This window comes from Pseudophaeobacter profundi (genome assembly GCF_029697505.1).
GTDB classification, from domain to species: domain Bacteria; phylum Pseudomonadota; class Alphaproteobacteria; order Rhodobacterales; family Rhodobacteraceae; genus Pseudophaeobacter; species Pseudophaeobacter profundi.
On record NZ_JARJEF010000001.1, the window covers coordinates 592,939 to 607,202 of the forward strand.

At 58.5% G+C, this 14,264-nt stretch carries 14 protein-coding genes; 6 read left to right on the plus strand and 8 right to left on the minus strand.

Annotated elements, in window-relative coordinates; genetic code table 11:
* The 6 genes from P2081_RS02810 to P2081_RS02835 all read left to right on the plus strand — a co-directional run bounded on the left by P2081_RS02810 (nucleotide 1) and on the right by P2081_RS02835 (nucleotide 5,484).
* The gene (locus P2081_RS02810; RefSeq protein ID WP_278921343.1) at nucleotides 1-969 is read left to right on the plus strand and encodes a type II secretion system F family protein; all 969 of its coding nucleotides are present in this window, start codon (nucleotides 1-3) and stop codon (nucleotides 967-969) included.
* A gap of 10 nt (nucleotides 970-979) precedes the next feature.
* Nucleotides 980-1,960 carry a type II secretion system F family protein gene (locus P2081_RS02815; protein WP_278921344.1) on the plus strand — a complete coding sequence of 327 codons (981 nt, stop codon included), beginning with the start codon at nucleotides 980-982 and terminating at the stop codon, nucleotides 1,958-1,960.
* A 2-nt stretch (nucleotides 1,961-1,962) separates the two neighbouring features.
* A complete protein-coding gene (locus tag P2081_RS02820) occupies nucleotides 1,963-2,571 on the plus strand; it encodes a tetratricopeptide repeat protein (protein ID WP_278921345.1) in 609 nt (202 codons plus the stop codon).
* A gap of 25 nt (nucleotides 2,572-2,596) precedes the next feature.
* Nucleotides 2,597-3,445, plus strand: a complete 849-nt coding sequence (locus tag P2081_RS02825; protein WP_278921346.1) for a tetratricopeptide repeat protein — start codon at nucleotides 2,597-2,599, stop codon at nucleotides 3,443-3,445.
* A gap of 2 nt (nucleotides 3,446-3,447) precedes the next feature.
* A complete protein-coding gene (locus tag P2081_RS02830; protein WP_278921347.1) occupies nucleotides 3,448-3,954 on the plus strand; it encodes a prepilin peptidase in 507 nt (168 codons plus the stop codon).
* Nucleotides 3,955-4,176: 222 nt separating this feature from the next.
* Nucleotides 4,177-5,484: a DUF8689 domain-containing protein gene (locus tag P2081_RS02835; protein ID WP_278921348.1), complete on the plus strand. Its 1,308-nt coding sequence runs from the start codon at nucleotides 4,177-4,179 to the stop codon at nucleotides 5,482-5,484.
* A 210-nt stretch (nucleotides 5,485-5,694) separates the two neighbouring features.
* Here P2081_RS02835 and folD read toward each other — a convergent pair whose 3' ends face one another.
* The 8 genes from folD to pal all read right to left on the minus strand — a co-directional run bounded on the left by folD (nucleotide 5,695) and on the right by pal (nucleotide 14,218).
* Nucleotides 5,695-6,597, minus strand: a complete 903-nt coding sequence (folD, locus tag P2081_RS02840) for a bifunctional methylenetetrahydrofolate dehydrogenase/methenyltetrahydrofolate cyclohydrolase FolD (protein ID WP_278921349.1) — start codon at nucleotides 6,595-6,597, stop codon at nucleotides 5,695-5,697.
* 35 nt (nucleotides 6,598-6,632) lie between these two features.
* On the minus strand, nucleotides 6,633-6,938 hold the full coding sequence (locus P2081_RS02845; RefSeq protein WP_278921350.1) for a chorismate mutase: 306 nt from the start codon (nucleotides 6,936-6,938) through the stop codon (nucleotides 6,633-6,635).
* 58 nt (nucleotides 6,939-6,996) lie between these two features.
* Nucleotides 6,997-8,673 (minus strand): formate--tetrahydrofolate ligase, encoded by a 1,677-nt coding sequence (locus P2081_RS02850; RefSeq protein ID WP_278921351.1) that lies wholly within the window; start codon nucleotides 8,671-8,673, stop codon nucleotides 6,997-6,999.
* A 187-nt stretch (nucleotides 8,674-8,860) separates the two neighbouring features.
* Nucleotides 8,861-9,436: an MOSC domain-containing protein gene (locus tag P2081_RS02855; RefSeq protein ID WP_278921352.1), complete on the minus strand. Its 576-nt coding sequence runs from the start codon at nucleotides 9,434-9,436 to the stop codon at nucleotides 8,861-8,863.
* A 142-nt stretch (nucleotides 9,437-9,578) separates the two neighbouring features.
* Nucleotides 9,579-11,501: an ATP-dependent zinc metalloprotease FtsH gene (ftsH, locus tag P2081_RS02860; RefSeq protein ID WP_278921353.1), complete on the minus strand. Its 1,923-nt coding sequence runs from the start codon at nucleotides 11,499-11,501 to the stop codon at nucleotides 9,579-9,581.
* Nucleotides 11,502-11,575: 74 nt separating this feature from the next.
* Nucleotides 11,576-12,853, minus strand: a complete 1,278-nt coding sequence (gene tilS / locus P2081_RS02865; RefSeq protein WP_278921354.1) for a tRNA lysidine(34) synthetase TilS — start codon at nucleotides 12,851-12,853, stop codon at nucleotides 11,576-11,578.
* Between the two features lie 5 nt (nucleotides 12,854-12,858).
* Nucleotides 12,859-13,713, minus strand: coding sequence for a tol-pal system protein YbgF (gene ybgF, locus P2081_RS02870; protein ID WP_278921355.1), 855 nt, complete (start codon nucleotides 13,711-13,713; stop codon nucleotides 12,859-12,861).
* 4 nt (nucleotides 13,714-13,717) lie between these two features.
* The gene (gene pal / locus P2081_RS02875; protein ID WP_278921356.1) at nucleotides 13,718-14,218 is read right to left on the minus strand and encodes a peptidoglycan-associated lipoprotein Pal; all 501 of its coding nucleotides are present in this window, start codon (nucleotides 14,216-14,218) and stop codon (nucleotides 13,718-13,720) included.
* Between the last annotated feature and the right edge of the window lie 46 nt (nucleotides 14,219-14,264).

Below are 14,264 nucleotides of genomic sequence, written 5' to 3' on the forward strand. Positions count from 1 at the left end.
ATGCAACTGAGTGCAGAGCCGGTCATCTATCTATTGATCTTTGTTGGGGTGGTGGTGCTGGTCGAAGGCATCTACCTGGTTGCCTTTGGCAAATCCATCCGGCTGAACAGCCAGGTCAACCGTCGCCTTGAAATGATGGAAAAGGGCAGTTCCCGTCAACAGGTACTGGAGCAGCTGCGCAAAGAGATGGGGCAACATGGGAAATCCAAGACCATCCCGCTCTACTCTTTGCTGGCGGAACGGGCACAGAAGGCGGCAATTGCCTTTAGTCCCAAGCAATTGATGCTGATCATGGCGGGCCTTGCCACCTTTGCCTTTATCGGGCTGAGCATCGGCACCGGCACCCCCCTGCCCGCGCGGATCCTGGCCGCGATTGTCATCGGCATTGGCGGTGTGTTCTTCTGGGTCAACAAAAAAGCCGCTAAACGCATGAGCATGATCGAAGAGCAACTGCCCGATGCGGTTGAGCTGATGGTGCGCAGCCTGCGTGTCGGCCATCCGTTCAATTCGACTGTGCAGATCGTCGCCAATGAGATCGAAGACCCGCTGGCCACCGAATTTGGCATCATCGCAGATGAAAGCACCTATGGCCGCGATATTGGCGAAGCCCTGAAGGAAATGGCCGAACGACTTGATATTCAGGATCTGCGGTTTTTGTCGGTGGCGGTGACCATCCAGCAGCAATCAGGCGGCAACCTGGCCGAAGTGCTGGCCGGCCTGGCCAAGGTGATCCGGGCACGATTCCGCCTGTTTCGCCGGGTCAAGGCGATCACGGCCGAGGCCCAGTGGTCAGGAAAATTCCTGTCTGCCTTTCCCTTGCTGGCGCTGATTGGCACCCTGGTCAAGGATCCACACTACTATGACGGCGTCATGGATCACCCCTGGTTCATTCCTGCCTGTTTCTTTGTTGGGATCATGCTAACGGTCAATCTGTTTGTCATGCGCGTCCTGACCAACATCAAGGTATGAGGAGCACGACATGAGCATCCTGACCACAATAGAAACATTCCTGACCGACCAATTTGGCGCCTTTGGCCCGCTTTTGGTACTGGGGGTGCTGGGCGTGTTTATGGTTCTGCTGGCCGTTCTTTTGCTGCTGAACCAGCCAGAAGATCCACTCAGCAAGCTGCAGCGCGAGATAGCCCCCGGCCCCAGCAACAAGCCGCAAACAGAGCGCCTGCGCCAAAAAAACCGCAACGAGCAGTTGCAAAAATTTGCCAGCTTCCTGGAACCACAAAACGCCGAAGAGCTCTCAGCGATGGAGTTGAAGCTGCGCCAGGCGGGCTATGCCTCCAAGGATGCAGTACGGGTGTTTCACTTTGCCCAGATGGCCTTGGGGTTGCTTGGCCTGGCAGCCGGGCTATTCTATGTCTATGTGCTGAACGCCGATTTCAAATTCGACACCCAGGCCATGGTGTTGCGGATCATTGGCCCCGGTGGTGCGGGCTATCTGCTGCCAAAATACTGGGTCACCCGCCGCATTGCCGAGCGCAAGGAAGAAATCGAATCCGGTTTCCCGGATTCGCTTGATATGATGCTGGTCTGCGTTGAAGCCGGTCAATCACTGGATCAATCCATCGTGCGCGTTGCGTCTGAATTGCAGGCCTCCTACCCGCAGCTGGCCTTTGAATTTGAAATTGTCGCCCAGGAAATGAAGGCCGGCAAGGACAAGGAAAAGGTGCTGCGCGACATGGGCACCCGCTGTGGGGTGCAGGATATTTCCTCTTTTGTGACCGTGATGATCCAATCTGCGGCCTTTGGGACCTCGATCGCCGAAGCGCTGCGGGTCTATGCCGCCGAAATGCGAGATAAACGAGTCATGCGCGCCGAAGAGGCCGCAAATAAGTTGCCAGTGAAGATGACCATCGCCACAATGATGCTGACGGTGCCGCCGCTGCTGATAATCCTCGTTGGTCCGTCGATGCAAAACATTGCGAATATGGGCAACACTGGCAACTGATGATGACGACATTCAAACGGATCTTTTCCGTTTTCCGATATGGACCGCGCACTGCCGCCCTTGCTTTCTGCTGGGTGGCAGTTGGCTGTTCTCCATCTGCAATTTCCGAAAACACCTCTGGCACCTGGGCCCCGGGCGTCGACACCCGGCAAGAGGGCGAAGATCCGCTGGTGGTGGGGCATCGCCTGATGGCGGCGGAAGAATACGAACTGGCCCTGGATGCGTTTATGCGGGCCACGCTGGACCACGGGCTGACGCCGGAAATCCTGTCCAGCCTCGGCTCTGCCAACCTTGGGCTTCGGCGGTTGGGTCAGGCCGAAGACCTGCTGCGGCGCGCCATCAAAGCCGCCCCTGACTGGGCTGCCCCGCACAATAATCTGGGTGTCGTGCTGCTTGAACGCGGCAAAACCCCCGAGGCGGTGCAAATTCTCAAGCGCGCCTATGCGCTCGACAATGGCGAAAGTGACGCAATTCGGGATAATTTGCGCATGGCCCTCGAAAAATTTGAAAATACCCCCCATACTGGGCCGCAAAGCACAGAAAGCAACATCTATAAGTTGGTGCAACAGGGCGGGGGAAGCTACGCAATTCGCAAAACCCCCGATCTCTAGAGGCAGAGCAGCAAAGGGACGCAAAATGCGCCATGTATTTCTAACATCTGCATGTCTGGCAGGCGCACTGGCGCTGTCGGCCTGCGAGAAAGATGCGGATGAAACCGTTGAACGCGCCTTTCAGGACGTCAATGTCATTGACGAAAGCAACCTCAACGACGTGATGATGACGGTGGCTGATCCCAATCAGGCGGTGAATTACTTCCGCGACACCGTCAAGGACAGCCCCGACAGGATCGATCTGCAGCGCGGCCTGGCCATTTCGTTAATCCGCGCCAAGCGCAACACCGAAGCCGTCGCGGCCTGGAAAAAAGTGGTCGCTCTGCCAGAGGCAAACAACGATGATCATCTCGGTCTGGCCGATGCCCAGATCCGCACCGGCGACTGGGAAGGCGCCAAGGTCGCACTGAACGCCATTCCGCCCACCCATGAAACCTACCAACGCTATCGCCTGGAAGCCATGGTGGCAGATGCCAATGAGGATTGGAAACGCGCCGACAGTTTTTATGAAATCGCCGCAGGCCTGACCACCAGCCCCGCCAAGATCATGAACAACTGGGGATACTCCAAGCTGACCCGCGGCGACTACCGCGAGGCAGAGCGGCTGTTTGGCGAAGCCATCCATCAGGATCAAAGCCTGTTTACCGCAAAGAACAATCTGGTTCTGGCCCGCGGCGCACAGCGCAACTATGATCTGCCGGTGATGTCCATGACCCAGACCGAACAGGCCAAGTTGCTGCATACGCTGGCGCTTGCAGCGGTCAAACAGGGCGATGTAAAGACAGGCGAAGGCCTGCTGCGTCAGGCCGTGGCCACCCACCCGCAGCACTTTGAGGCCGCAGCCAAGGCGTTGGACGCCCTGGAGAACAGCTGATCATGGTGGGGCTTGTCGGCTCGGCCGAGGTTGCCCGCTGGTTCCTGCCCTTTGTGCTGCCGCTGTGTTTCGCGGCCGCCTATACCGACCTGAGCATGATGCGCATCCCCAACTGGATCAATGACAGCCTCGGCGCAGTCTATGTGATCCTTGGGCTGTTCATCATGCCGACTTGGGCTGACTATGGCTGGCAACTGCTGCACCTGCCGATTGGCGTGGCGCTGGGGTTTGTGTTCTTTTCCGCCGGGGTCATGGGGGCTGGGGATGCCAAATTCATCGGCGCGGCTGCGCCGCTGGTTGTCCTTGCAGACCTCCCTGCTCTGGTGATGATTTACTCTGCCAACCTGCTGGCCGCCTTTGCCACCCATCGCCTGACAAAATTTACCCCCCTGCGCAGCCTCGCACCCAGTTGGAGCAGCTGGAACGTCGGCAAGAAATTCCCCATGGGCTTTAGCCTTGGTGGGACCTTGGCCATCTATCTGATACTGGTGGCCTGTTTCGGGCGCTGAAGGCGATTTTTAACGGCGGCGATCCCCGATGACAAACCTCAGGCTGGGGCAGAAATCGCCCATTGCCGCCAATCCATTTCAAATTCGCCGCAGCCTATCGTCAAAATGCTATGGCTTTGCCTCAGTCTTGCCGCAGTGCTGAATAGACTGTTGCCCACGCCTGCCCGCAGCTTTTAAGCGGAACGGCCCTACCGGAATGCCAACAACAGCAGGCCCTTTACGATGAATATGCACGACAGCCCCGTAACGGCCCCCCCCGCCCCCAAGGGCTTGGCGCAGATGCAACTTCCCATCGTGATGATGCGGGATATCCTGCTGAAAACGATCTACCGCAAAAACGTCAATGTCGTCAGCGAAGTGGCCGAGGCCATTTGCTTGCCAATCCCCGTTACCCAAGAGCTGATCGACCTGGCCCGCGAACAAAAACTGCTGCAGGCAACAGGTACGCTCAACGCTAACAGCGGCAATGAGATGGGCTATCAGCTGACGGATGCGGGCAAATCGCGGGCGCAGGATGCGCTGAGCCAGTCTGAATACTTTGGTGCCATGCCAGTGCCTCTGGCGGTCTACCGTGAGCAGATCGAACGCCAATCGATCCGCAATATCATGGTCACCCGCGCGCAGCTGGTCAGTGCCATGGGCTATCTGGTGTTGCCGGACAGCCTGCTTGATCATCTGGGGCCGGCAGTCAGCGCCGGGCGCTCCATCCTGATGTATGGCCCTCCAGGCAACGGTAAATCCTCAATTTCAAACGGTATTCGCGATGCTCTGGGCGATCATGTCTATGTGCCGCGGGCGATTGAATATGCCGGGCAGGTGATTACCGTCTATGACCCGATCGTACACAGCCTGATAGAGGAAGCCCCCGAGGACCCCACCGCCCTGCGCCGCCCGAAACGGTTCGACAGCCGCTATGTGAAATGCGAACGCCCGACGGTCATCACCGGCGGCGAGCTGTCGCTGGACATGCTTGATCTGGTCTACAACCCTACCGCGCGCACCTATCAGGCACCACTGCAGCTGAAATCAACCGGCGGCATCTTCATCGTTGATGACCTTGGGCGGCAGGCAGAGCCCCCCCAATCGCTGGTCAACCGCTGGATTGTGCCGCTGGAAGAAAACAAGGACATCCTGGCCCTTCAATCCGGGGAAAAGTTTGAGGTCCCCTTTGACACGCTGGTGATCTTTTCCACCAACTTTCACCCCAATGAGATCTTTGACCAAGCGGCGCTGCGGCGGATCTTTTTCAAGATCAAGATCGACGGGCCGAACCAGGAAAACTTTCTCAAGATCTTTGCCATGGTCGCACGCAAGCGGCGCATGCCGTTGAACGAAGGCGCGCTGGTGCATCTGCTGAAAGCAAAGTACCCGACAATCGACAACATCTATGCCAATTATCAGCCGATCTTTCTCATCGACCAGATGATCGCCATCTGCGAATTCGAAGGTATCCCCTATCAAATGACCCCCGAACTGATCGACCGCGCCTGGGCCAATATGTTTGTCAAGGACGAGCATATCGTGAAGTAGAGGTGCCGACCCGTTCTTACATCAGGCCGCAGCCCTGGGCGGCGGGTTTGTAGCTACGACTGATCGGCACCGCCGTAGCATCCACCATATGCAAAAATCACCGCCCCTTTTGCCGCTGATGTCGCAGCACCCGGCCCTGTGCAACAGCGGGCACAATAAAGGCCCCCAAAAATGGGGGCCCTGTTCAATCGCAACCTGCCGTGGCCAGGATCAGGCCGTCAGGCCTTCGGGCTCTGCCAGACCATTCGCGCGGCAGCAAGCCGTGACCGTATTTGCCAGCAAGCAGGCAATGGTCATCGGGCCCACACCACCGGGAACCGGCGTAATGGCTCCTGCGCGCTCTGAACAGCTGGCAAAATCAACGTCGCCTACCAGTTTCATCTTGCCTTCACCTTTTTCAGGTGCCGGGATGCGGTTGATGCCGACGTCAATTACCGTGGCACCTTCCTTGATCCAGTCGCCGGGCACCATTTCCGGGCGACCAACGGCAGCAATCACGATATCGGCGCGGCGCACGACGTCAGGTAGGTCCTTGGTGCGGCTGTGCGCAATGGTCACGGTGCAGCTTTCGCGGATCAGCAGCTGAGCCATCGGCTTGCCCACAAGGTTCGAGCGGCCAACAACAACGGCATCCAGACCCGACAAAGACCCTAGCTGGTCGCGCAGCAGCATCAGGCAGCCCAGCGGGGTACAGGACACCATGGCTTTCTGACCAGAGGCCAGCAGACCGGCGTTGACCACATGCAGGCCATCGACATCCTTGCTCGGATCAATCCGCGAAACAATTTCAGTTTCGCTCAGGTGATCGGGCACCGGGAACTGAACCAGAATGCCGTGCACAGCGGGATCGGTGTTCAGCTGGTCGATCAGGGTGTAAAGCTCCTCCTTGGAGACATCTGCAGGCAGCTTGTGCTCGAAGGAGTTCATGCCGACTTCCACAGTCTGCTGCCCCTTGGAACGGACATAGACCTGGCTTGCGGGATCTTCACCCACCAAGACCACGGCGAGGCCCGGGGTGATGCCGTTCTCGTCTTTCAGACGCGCCACGTGGCCTGCCACTTTGTCGCGCACAGTTGCGGCAAAAGCTCTGCCGTCGATGATGTTTGCTGCCATTGCTTTCTTCCTTTCGACACGGGCCTGCAGCCCGATCACGTCTCGCGAATAACCCGCGCCTCGCGGGCAATCGACCAATCAATCAGCGGCCGCCACAAATCTTCGGCCAGATCAGGGTCCAACCCTTCGGCCAGGGCCCGGCGGCGCACGTTTTCGACCACCTCTTCAACCCGATCCGGGATCCGGGCCGGCCAGCCGTTTTGCTGCTTCAGCCTGATCGCCCGGTCGATATAGCCTGCCCGCACAGTCAACATCCGTATCAGTTCTGCATCCAGCATATCAATCTGCTGGCGCAGTTCCGGCATGTCGGCACAGGCTTCTGGCGGTTTGCGGTCACTCATCGGTTCAAAACTCTTGCGGCCCGGATCTCTCCGGGCCGCAGATGACGTATTTTACGTCTTAGAACAAGCCTTCGATCTGGCCGCCATCATTCAGGCGGATACTTTCCGCCGCAGGAGTACGGGGCAGACCCGGCATTGTCATGATTTCACCACAGACTGCGACAATAAACCCTGCCCCTGCCGAAAGCCGTACCTCACGTACCGGCACCGAATGGCCTACCGGGGCGCCACGCAGGCTTGGGTCGGTAGAGAAGGAATACTGCGTCTTGGCCATGCAGACCGGAAGATTACCGTAGCCGGCTGCTTCCCATTCCATCAGCTGATTGCGGATCTTGGTATCGGCCAGCACCTCATCGGCGCGGTAGATGCGCTTGGCGATGGTGTCGATCTTGTCGAACAGGGACATCTCATCCGGGTAGATCGGGGCAAAGTTGGCCTGACCGGCATCAACAATTTCCACGACCTTTTCCGCCAGTGCGGCAGAACCTTCCGAGCCCAGTTCCCAGTGGCGCGACAGCACTGCCTCGACGCCATGGGTCGCGGCATAGGCCTTGACCGCATCGACTTCGGCCTCTGTGTCGGTGACAAAGTGGTTGATCGCGACAACAACCGGCACCCCAAAGCTCTTGATGTTTTCGATGTGGCGACCAAGGTTAGCGCAGCCGTTATTCACCGCGTCCACGTTTTCTTCGCCCAGGTCCGCCTTGGCAACGCCGCCGTTCATCTTCATTGCGCGCACAGTCGCAACCAGAACCACGGCCGAAGGCGCGATTCCGGCCTTGCGGCACTTGATGTTCATGAACTTCTCAGCGCCCAGATCCGCACCAAAACCCGCTTCGGTCACAACGTAATCGCAAACTTTCATCGCGGTCTTGGTGGCAATTACCGAGTTACAGCCATGGGCGATATTGGCGAAGGGACCGCCGTGCACAAAGGCGGGGTTGTTTTCCAGCGTCTGCACCAGGTTTGGCTGCATCGCGTCCTTCAACAGCACGGTCATCGCGCCCTCGGCCTTGATGTCGCGGCAATATACGGCGGTTTTATCGCGACGGTAGGCCACGATGATATCGCCCAGGCGGCGCTCCAGGTCTTTTAGATCGGTGGCCAGGCACAGAATTGCCATCACTTCGGATGCGACGGTAATGTCAAAACCGGTTTCGCGCGGAAAGCCGTTGGACACGCCACCCAGCGAGGCAGTGATCTGACGCAGAGCACGGTCGTTCATATCGACCACACGACGCCAGGCCACGCGGCGAATATCGATCTCGCATTCGTTGCCCCAATAGATGTGGTTGTCGATCATCGCCGACAGCAGTGAATGCGCTGAGGTGATCGCGTGGAAGTCACCGGTGAAGTGGAGGTTCATATCCTCCATCGGCACAACCTGTGCATAGCCGCCGCCCGCTGCGCCGCCCTTCATGCCAAAGTTTGGTCCGAGCGAGGCTTCGCGGATGCAGACCATGGCGTTCTTGCCAATGCGGTTCAGCCCATCGCCCAGGCCCACGGTGGTGGTGGTCTTGCCTTCGCCCGCAGGGGTCGGGTTGATCGCAGTCACCAGGATCAGCTTGCCATCAGTCCGGTCTTGCACCGAATTGATGAACGACTGGCTCACCTTGGCCTTATCGTGGCCATAGGGCAGCAGATCGTCACTGGAAATGCCAATCTTGGCACCGATTTCTTGAATCGGGAGCTTCTGTGCCTCGCGGGCAATCTCGATATCACTCTTGTAGCTCATGGCCTGGTTCCTGACTGAGAGTATAGATCATTGGCATGTCAACGCCGGTTCTGTTTCAGATCTAGACAGAATGCGGCACAACGCGCGCGTGATTTCCGACATTATCCGGCCATGAAGCGGCGTTCCTCCAAAGTTTGCCGGAAACGAATGGCGTGCAAACGAAATCCCTGCCCCAATTTGCCCGTCCTCAGGGGGCCCAGGCCCGCTGATCGGGTACAAACAAGCGCAGGCTGTCGCCGATCTTCAACTGGCCGGGGCGTTCGACCCAGGCGGTGATTCCCCGCCGTTCGCGTGCTGCGGGTTTGAACTTGGGTCCAAAGCCTGCGTGCGTTTTTTCTATTTCACGCCCCGGAAAGATGCAGGGGCGGTTTTCCATATCGACCGTCAAGGTTACCCCATCCGGCCCCTGCAGCCGCGACGAGGGCGGCACAAAGGTAAAATCCGGGATCCCGCGCAGCACCAGATTGGCCCCCAATGCACCCGGATCTACCTGCTCCAGTCCCATGTCCGCAGCAATCAGCGCCAGCTCTTCCTCGGAAAGGATGCTAAGCTGTCGCACGTTGCGGATGGTGGTGCCCTGCGGGTAAAGATTGGAGACCCGCACACACGAGGCGCGGTTTTCACCCTGGTGGCGTTCGCCCAGCAGCCCGTGAAACCCCAGGGTCAGCGCCCCAGAAGGCGTCGCCGAAACGCCACCATCAGCCGGTGTTGCACCAGCCCAGACCACATCGCCTTTGTATTCGGTTTCCAGCAAGACCGGCATGTCCGTTCCCATCCTTGTTGCAGCAGTTGTTCTGCGCGCAACCATAAAGGCAATGAAACCAATGGAAAGCCCCAAAAACCAGCAGCGGTTTTTGGGGCTTTCTCTTGTTAATCGTGGCACAGGGGCGCAGGCCTCTTAGCACCTATGAGGTGGGTTCAGGCTCCAGCCCGGAATCCTTGTCACCTTCAGAAGCTGGCTTTTTAAGCTTGGCCTTTGGGATGGCCGTCACCGAAGAATTGCCCGCGTCCTCGTCGGAATCATCACCGCTTTCATGGGGTGACTCGCCGCGCATGACGCGTTTGATTTCGTCGCCAGTCAGGGTTTCATATTCCAACAGCCCCTGTGCCAGGCGCTCCCATTCGTCCTTATGCTCTGTCAGGATCTCAAAGGCGCGGTCGTAGCCGTTCTGAATAAAGCTGCGGACCTCCTCCTCGATCATCTCCTTGGTATGCGCAGAGACCGAGAATCCAGTGGTATTGCCGCTATAGCCCTCATGGGCCTCAGCATAGTCGATATTGCCAACCTTATCGGACATCCCCCAGCGCATGATCATCGCGCGGGACAATTGGCTGGCCTGCTGGATATCACCCGCCGGACCATTTGATACATGGTCTTCGCCGTATTTGATAATCTCGGCTGCCTTGCCTGCCATGGTCATGGCCAGCTTTTGGTTGCACTCATCCTTGTGCCAGTTCAGCCGGTCCATTTCCGGCAGCGACACAACCATGCCCAAGGCTCCGCCACGTGGAATGATGGTTGCCTTATAGACAGGATCACATTCCGGCAGCTTCAGGCCAACAACAGCATGGCCTGCCTCATGGTAGGCGGTCTTTTCCTTCTGGTCCTGGGTCAGCACCATAGAGCGACGCTCGGCCCCCATCATTACCTTGTCCTTGGCGGCTTCAAAATCCTCCATGGTGACAAAGCGGCGGCCAACGCGCGCAGCCATCAAGGCAGATTCATTCACCAGGTTGGCAAGGTCGGCACCAGAGAACCCAGGGGTGCCGCGCGCAATGATGCGCAGATCGACGTCAGGGCCCAGCGGGGTCTTGCGGGCATGTACGCCCAGGATCTTTTCGCGACCTTTGATGTCGGGATTGCCTACGGTGACGTTCCGGTCAAAACGGCCGGGGCGCAGCAAGGCAGGGTCCAACACGTCTTTACGGTTGGTTGCGGCCAGGATGATCACGCCTTCATTGGCTTCAAAACCGTCCATTTCAACCAGCAGCTGGTTCAAGGTCTGTTCGCGTTCATCATTGCCACCGCCATAGCCAGCACCACGATGGCGGCCAACCGCATCGATTTCATCGATGAAGACGATACAAGGTGCGTTCTTTTTTGCCTGCTCGAACATATCGCGCACACGGGACGCCCCGACACCAACGAACATTTCCACAAAGTCAGAGCCCGAGATGGTGAAGAACGGCACGCCGGCCTCGCCTGCGATGGCACGGGCCAGCAGGGTCTTACCAGTACCGGGAGGGCCAACAAGCAGCGCCCCCTTGGGGATCTTGCCGCCGAGCCGCGAGAATTTCTGCGGGTTGCGCAGGAATTCCACGATCTCTTCTAGCTCTTCTTTGGCTTCATCAATGCCTGCAACATCATCAAAGGTGACGCGGCCGTGTTTCTCGGTCAGCATCTTCGCCTTGGACTTGCCAAAGCCCATAGCGCCGCCTTTGCCGCCACCCTGCATCCGGTTCATGAAGTAGATCCAGACGCCGATCAGCAACACAAAGGGCAACAGGGTGATCAGGAAGGACTGAAAACCCGACTGCTGCTGCTTTTCGGCGCGAACCGGAATGTTGTTTTCGATCAGTAGCGCGGTGACTTCTGCATCGGCTGGCTTGATGGTGACAAAACTGCTGCCATCCGAAGTGGAATAGCGAACCTGCTCCCCATCCAGAACCACAGTGGCAACCTGACCTGACTCCACCGAGGTTACAAAGTCAGAAAAGGTGCGTTCATTGCTCTGCATCGTTCCGCCTGAGCCACTGAACAGATTGAACAGCGCCAGGATCAAGACGAACAGAACAACCCAGAAAGCGATGTTGCGTGCATTACCCAAGGAATATCTCCCAATATCCGGGCCCCTCACAGGGGGCCCTCGTTACGCATAAAATAAGGAACATTCAGGCAGGTTCAATGCGATAAAAGCGATGCGTAGAACTCTTCTACACTATTTACCACTTCTGCGCGGCTTCCATTGCTCACTCCGGCCAGCGGCGCGGCCATCAGCCCCCCCCCGCGCCACAGCGCCGGAGTGACCTCCAGAACCGCAGCTGGACAGCCGGTCTGACGCCAATCGGGGCAAGATTTCAGCCCCTCTTCGCCCAGCGGCCTGACCTCGCAAGCCTTTAAATTACCTGCATAAACTCGCCAATTCTGATCCCAAACCTGCCCTGGAAAGGCCGTCGTTTTTTGCACAGCAGCACCTTCACGGCAGATCCAGATCTTGCCCTTATGGCCAAGGATACGACAGCCCGACAACGTCAGAGAGCCGCCCCTTTGCGCAAGTGCGACAGCCTCGATCATTGGTTGGCGTCTGGGCGGGTATTGGCTGCCAGAGATCCACAAAAGCGCCTGAGACATCAGCCGATGAGAGATTTCATCCGGCAAAGCGCGAAACTTTCGCAACTCAATCACGATGGCACCGCACTCAAACTGAATCATATCACGTGCAGCCAAAAATGCATACCACCCCAGTGCCCGCTGGGCCTTGCCCATATTCTGAGCAACCGTTGACAGCGCCTCGACTGTCAGCCCCAGATCCTCCAGGGCGCCAACAGCTTTGCGGATTTTGACGCGGTCGAACCGTTCATCCTGGTTCGAAGGATCCTCGATCCAGGTCCGTTCACGAGACCGCAAATAGGCCCGCAACTCTGCGCGGCGCAGGCCCAACAGTGGGCGTATCAGTGTGATACCATCCTGGGTGCGTCGCCGCGGCATTGCCGCCAGCCCCTTGACCCCAGATGCGCGCATCAGCCGCATCAAAACAGTTTCAGCCTGATCATCCGCCGTATGCCCAAGCGCCAGCTTCGCAATGCCGTTCTGACGCGCCCAGCCCGTCAACAACCCGTAGCGGGCGCGGCGAGCCTGATCCTGCAGGTTTCCGGTCGTTGTTGGCCCCTCAGTCCAGCGCAACAGGGTATGCGACAGGCCTAGATCCCGCGCCATATCGGCGACCTCCGCCGCCTCTTGCTCTGCTTCGGGGCGCAATCCGTGATCCACCGTTGCCACCATCAGTTCCACTGGGGTGTCGCAAAAACAGTCCTGCAGCAAATGCATCAAGGCGACAGAATCACTGCCGCCTGACACCGCAATGCCGATGCGCGCCGGCAGGTCCGACGAAAACTGGCCGCGCAGATGCTCCACTAGCGCTTGGCGCCGCTGTTCCGTCTCTGTCTGATCCGGGTTCATTCCCGTCAAGAGCACCCCAGCGTGGCCATTTCAGAATTGGCCTGCGCTACGGTCTCATCCCCTGGAAAGCGAACACCAACCTCGGACAGGGTGATGCAGGCCTGATCAAGCTGCCCCAGCCGCCCCAGCGCCGCGCCCAACTCGAACAGCGCCTTAGGCGCGATGGAGCCGGTCGCATCGCCAGAAAACGATGCCAGATATGCGCGTGCCGCTTCGCGGGTGTCGCCCAGCCCATCCAGCGCCTTACCTCGGTTGAAATCTGCCTCTGGGGCCAATGGGCTGCCAGGATAAGATTGCGAGAAGATGGCGAATTTTTCTGCAGCCACCTGATGCGCCCCCTCGCTCAGGGCTTGCACGGCGGCGTTGAAATCCTGCTGTTCGCCCACTGCAAGTTCGGTATCCTGCGCATCCGCGGTGTTGCCCCCTGCCCCGGAGCCAGCCCCAGCCCCTGCCTGTTCCAGCGTTTCTACGCCGCCCAGCGTGGTAGTTTCACCAAGGGCGGCAATATCGCCACCTTCCAGTTCAACCAGGCGAAACTCCAGATCGCCAATCCGGTTGGTGCCATCTGCAACGATGCGATTGATCCGGTATTCCAACTGTTCGGTTTGCGCGGTCAGCCGCTGCAGCCCGGCCTCGATGGCACCAACGCGGTCCAGCACCGAACTGCCCGCCGCTGCGCCTGACCCGACACCGCCGGTGGTCGACAGTTCACGTTTCAGCCGTTGGATATCCACGTGCAGTACTGTCAACTCCTGGCGGATATCCGCCAGGGTTTGCTGGTCCTGCGCCAAGACGGGCCCCGCAACAGGAAGCGCAGTCAAAAGGGTGGTCAAAAGGAAGGCAGCTCGCAACAGGCGCATCATCTTACCCCGTCAATCCGCCAGCCAACACGGTCACCGCGCGCCGGTTTTTGGCATAACAGCTTTCAGCCGAGCAAATTTCAAGCGGACGTTCCTTGCCATAGCTGACCACCTGAATGCGCGAGCCGGCAACGCCCTGCGAGATCAGATATTCACGGGCAGAGTTGGCGCGGCGTGCGCCCAGGGCAAGGTTGTATTCCCGTGTACCCTGTTCATCCGCATGGCCCTGAATGGTGACGACATAGTCGGAATTACTGGTCAGCCAACGCGCCTGCCCCTGCAGGATCGCCTCGGCTTCGGGATTCAGGGTGGACTGATCGATCAGAAACAGCACCCGGTCGCCAATGGTTTCCTGAAAATAGGCCGGGCTGGCAGGATCAAGGTTGGACCCGGCAGTTCCGCTGCCACCAGCGCCGCCCGCTCCGGCATCATTCCAGGATGTGTTGCTACAGGCTGCCAGCCCCAGGGCCGCAACCAGTACGAATGCCTTTTTAAAACCGCTCATCACAATGCCTATTCCTTTGGTTTCTGACCACAACCTACCACAGAGG

Bases quoted from the DNA above. Each gene is read 5' to 3' on its own strand.
- P2081_RS02810 (WP_278921343.1), top strand. From the start codon at position 1: ATGCAACTGAGTGCAGAGCCGGTCATCTATCTATTGATCTTTGTTGGG.
- P2081_RS02815 (WP_278921344.1), top strand. From the start codon at position 980: ATGAGCATCCTGACCACAATAGAAACATTCCTGACCGACCAATTTGGC.
- P2081_RS02820 (WP_278921345.1), top strand. From the start codon at position 1,963: ATGACGACATTCAAACGGATCTTTTCCGTTTTCCGATATGGACCGCGC.
- P2081_RS02825 (WP_278921346.1), top strand. From the start codon at position 2,597: ATGCGCCATGTATTTCTAACATCTGCATGTCTGGCAGGCGCACTGGCG.
- P2081_RS02830 (WP_278921347.1), top strand. From the start codon at position 3,448: ATGGTGGGGCTTGTCGGCTCGGCCGAGGTTGCCCGCTGGTTCCTGCCC.
- P2081_RS02835 (WP_278921348.1), top strand. From the start codon at position 4,177: ATGAATATGCACGACAGCCCCGTAACGGCCCCCCCCGCCCCCAAGGGC.
- folD (WP_278921349.1), bottom strand. From the start codon at position 6,597: ATGGCAGCAAACATCATCGACGGCAGAGCTTTTGCCGCAACTGTGCGC.
- P2081_RS02845 (WP_278921350.1), bottom strand. From the start codon at position 6,938: ATGAGTGACCGCAAACCGCCAGAAGCCTGTGCCGACATGCCGGAACTG.
- P2081_RS02850 (WP_278921351.1), bottom strand. From the start codon at position 8,673: ATGAGCTACAAGAGTGATATCGAGATTGCCCGCGAGGCACAGAAGCTC.
- P2081_RS02855 (WP_278921352.1), bottom strand. From the start codon at position 9,436: ATGCCGGTCTTGCTGGAAACCGAATACAAAGGCGATGTGGTCTGGGCT.
- tilS (WP_278921354.1), bottom strand. From the start codon at position 12,853: ATGAACCCGGATCAGACAGAGACGGAACAGCGGCGCCAAGCGCTAGTG.
- ybgF (WP_278921355.1), bottom strand. From the start codon at position 13,713: ATGCGCCTGTTGCGAGCTGCCTTCCTTTTGACCACCCTTTTGACTGCG.
- pal (WP_278921356.1), bottom strand. From the start codon at position 14,218: ATGAGCGGTTTTAAAAAGGCATTCGTACTGGTTGCGGCCCTGGGGCTG.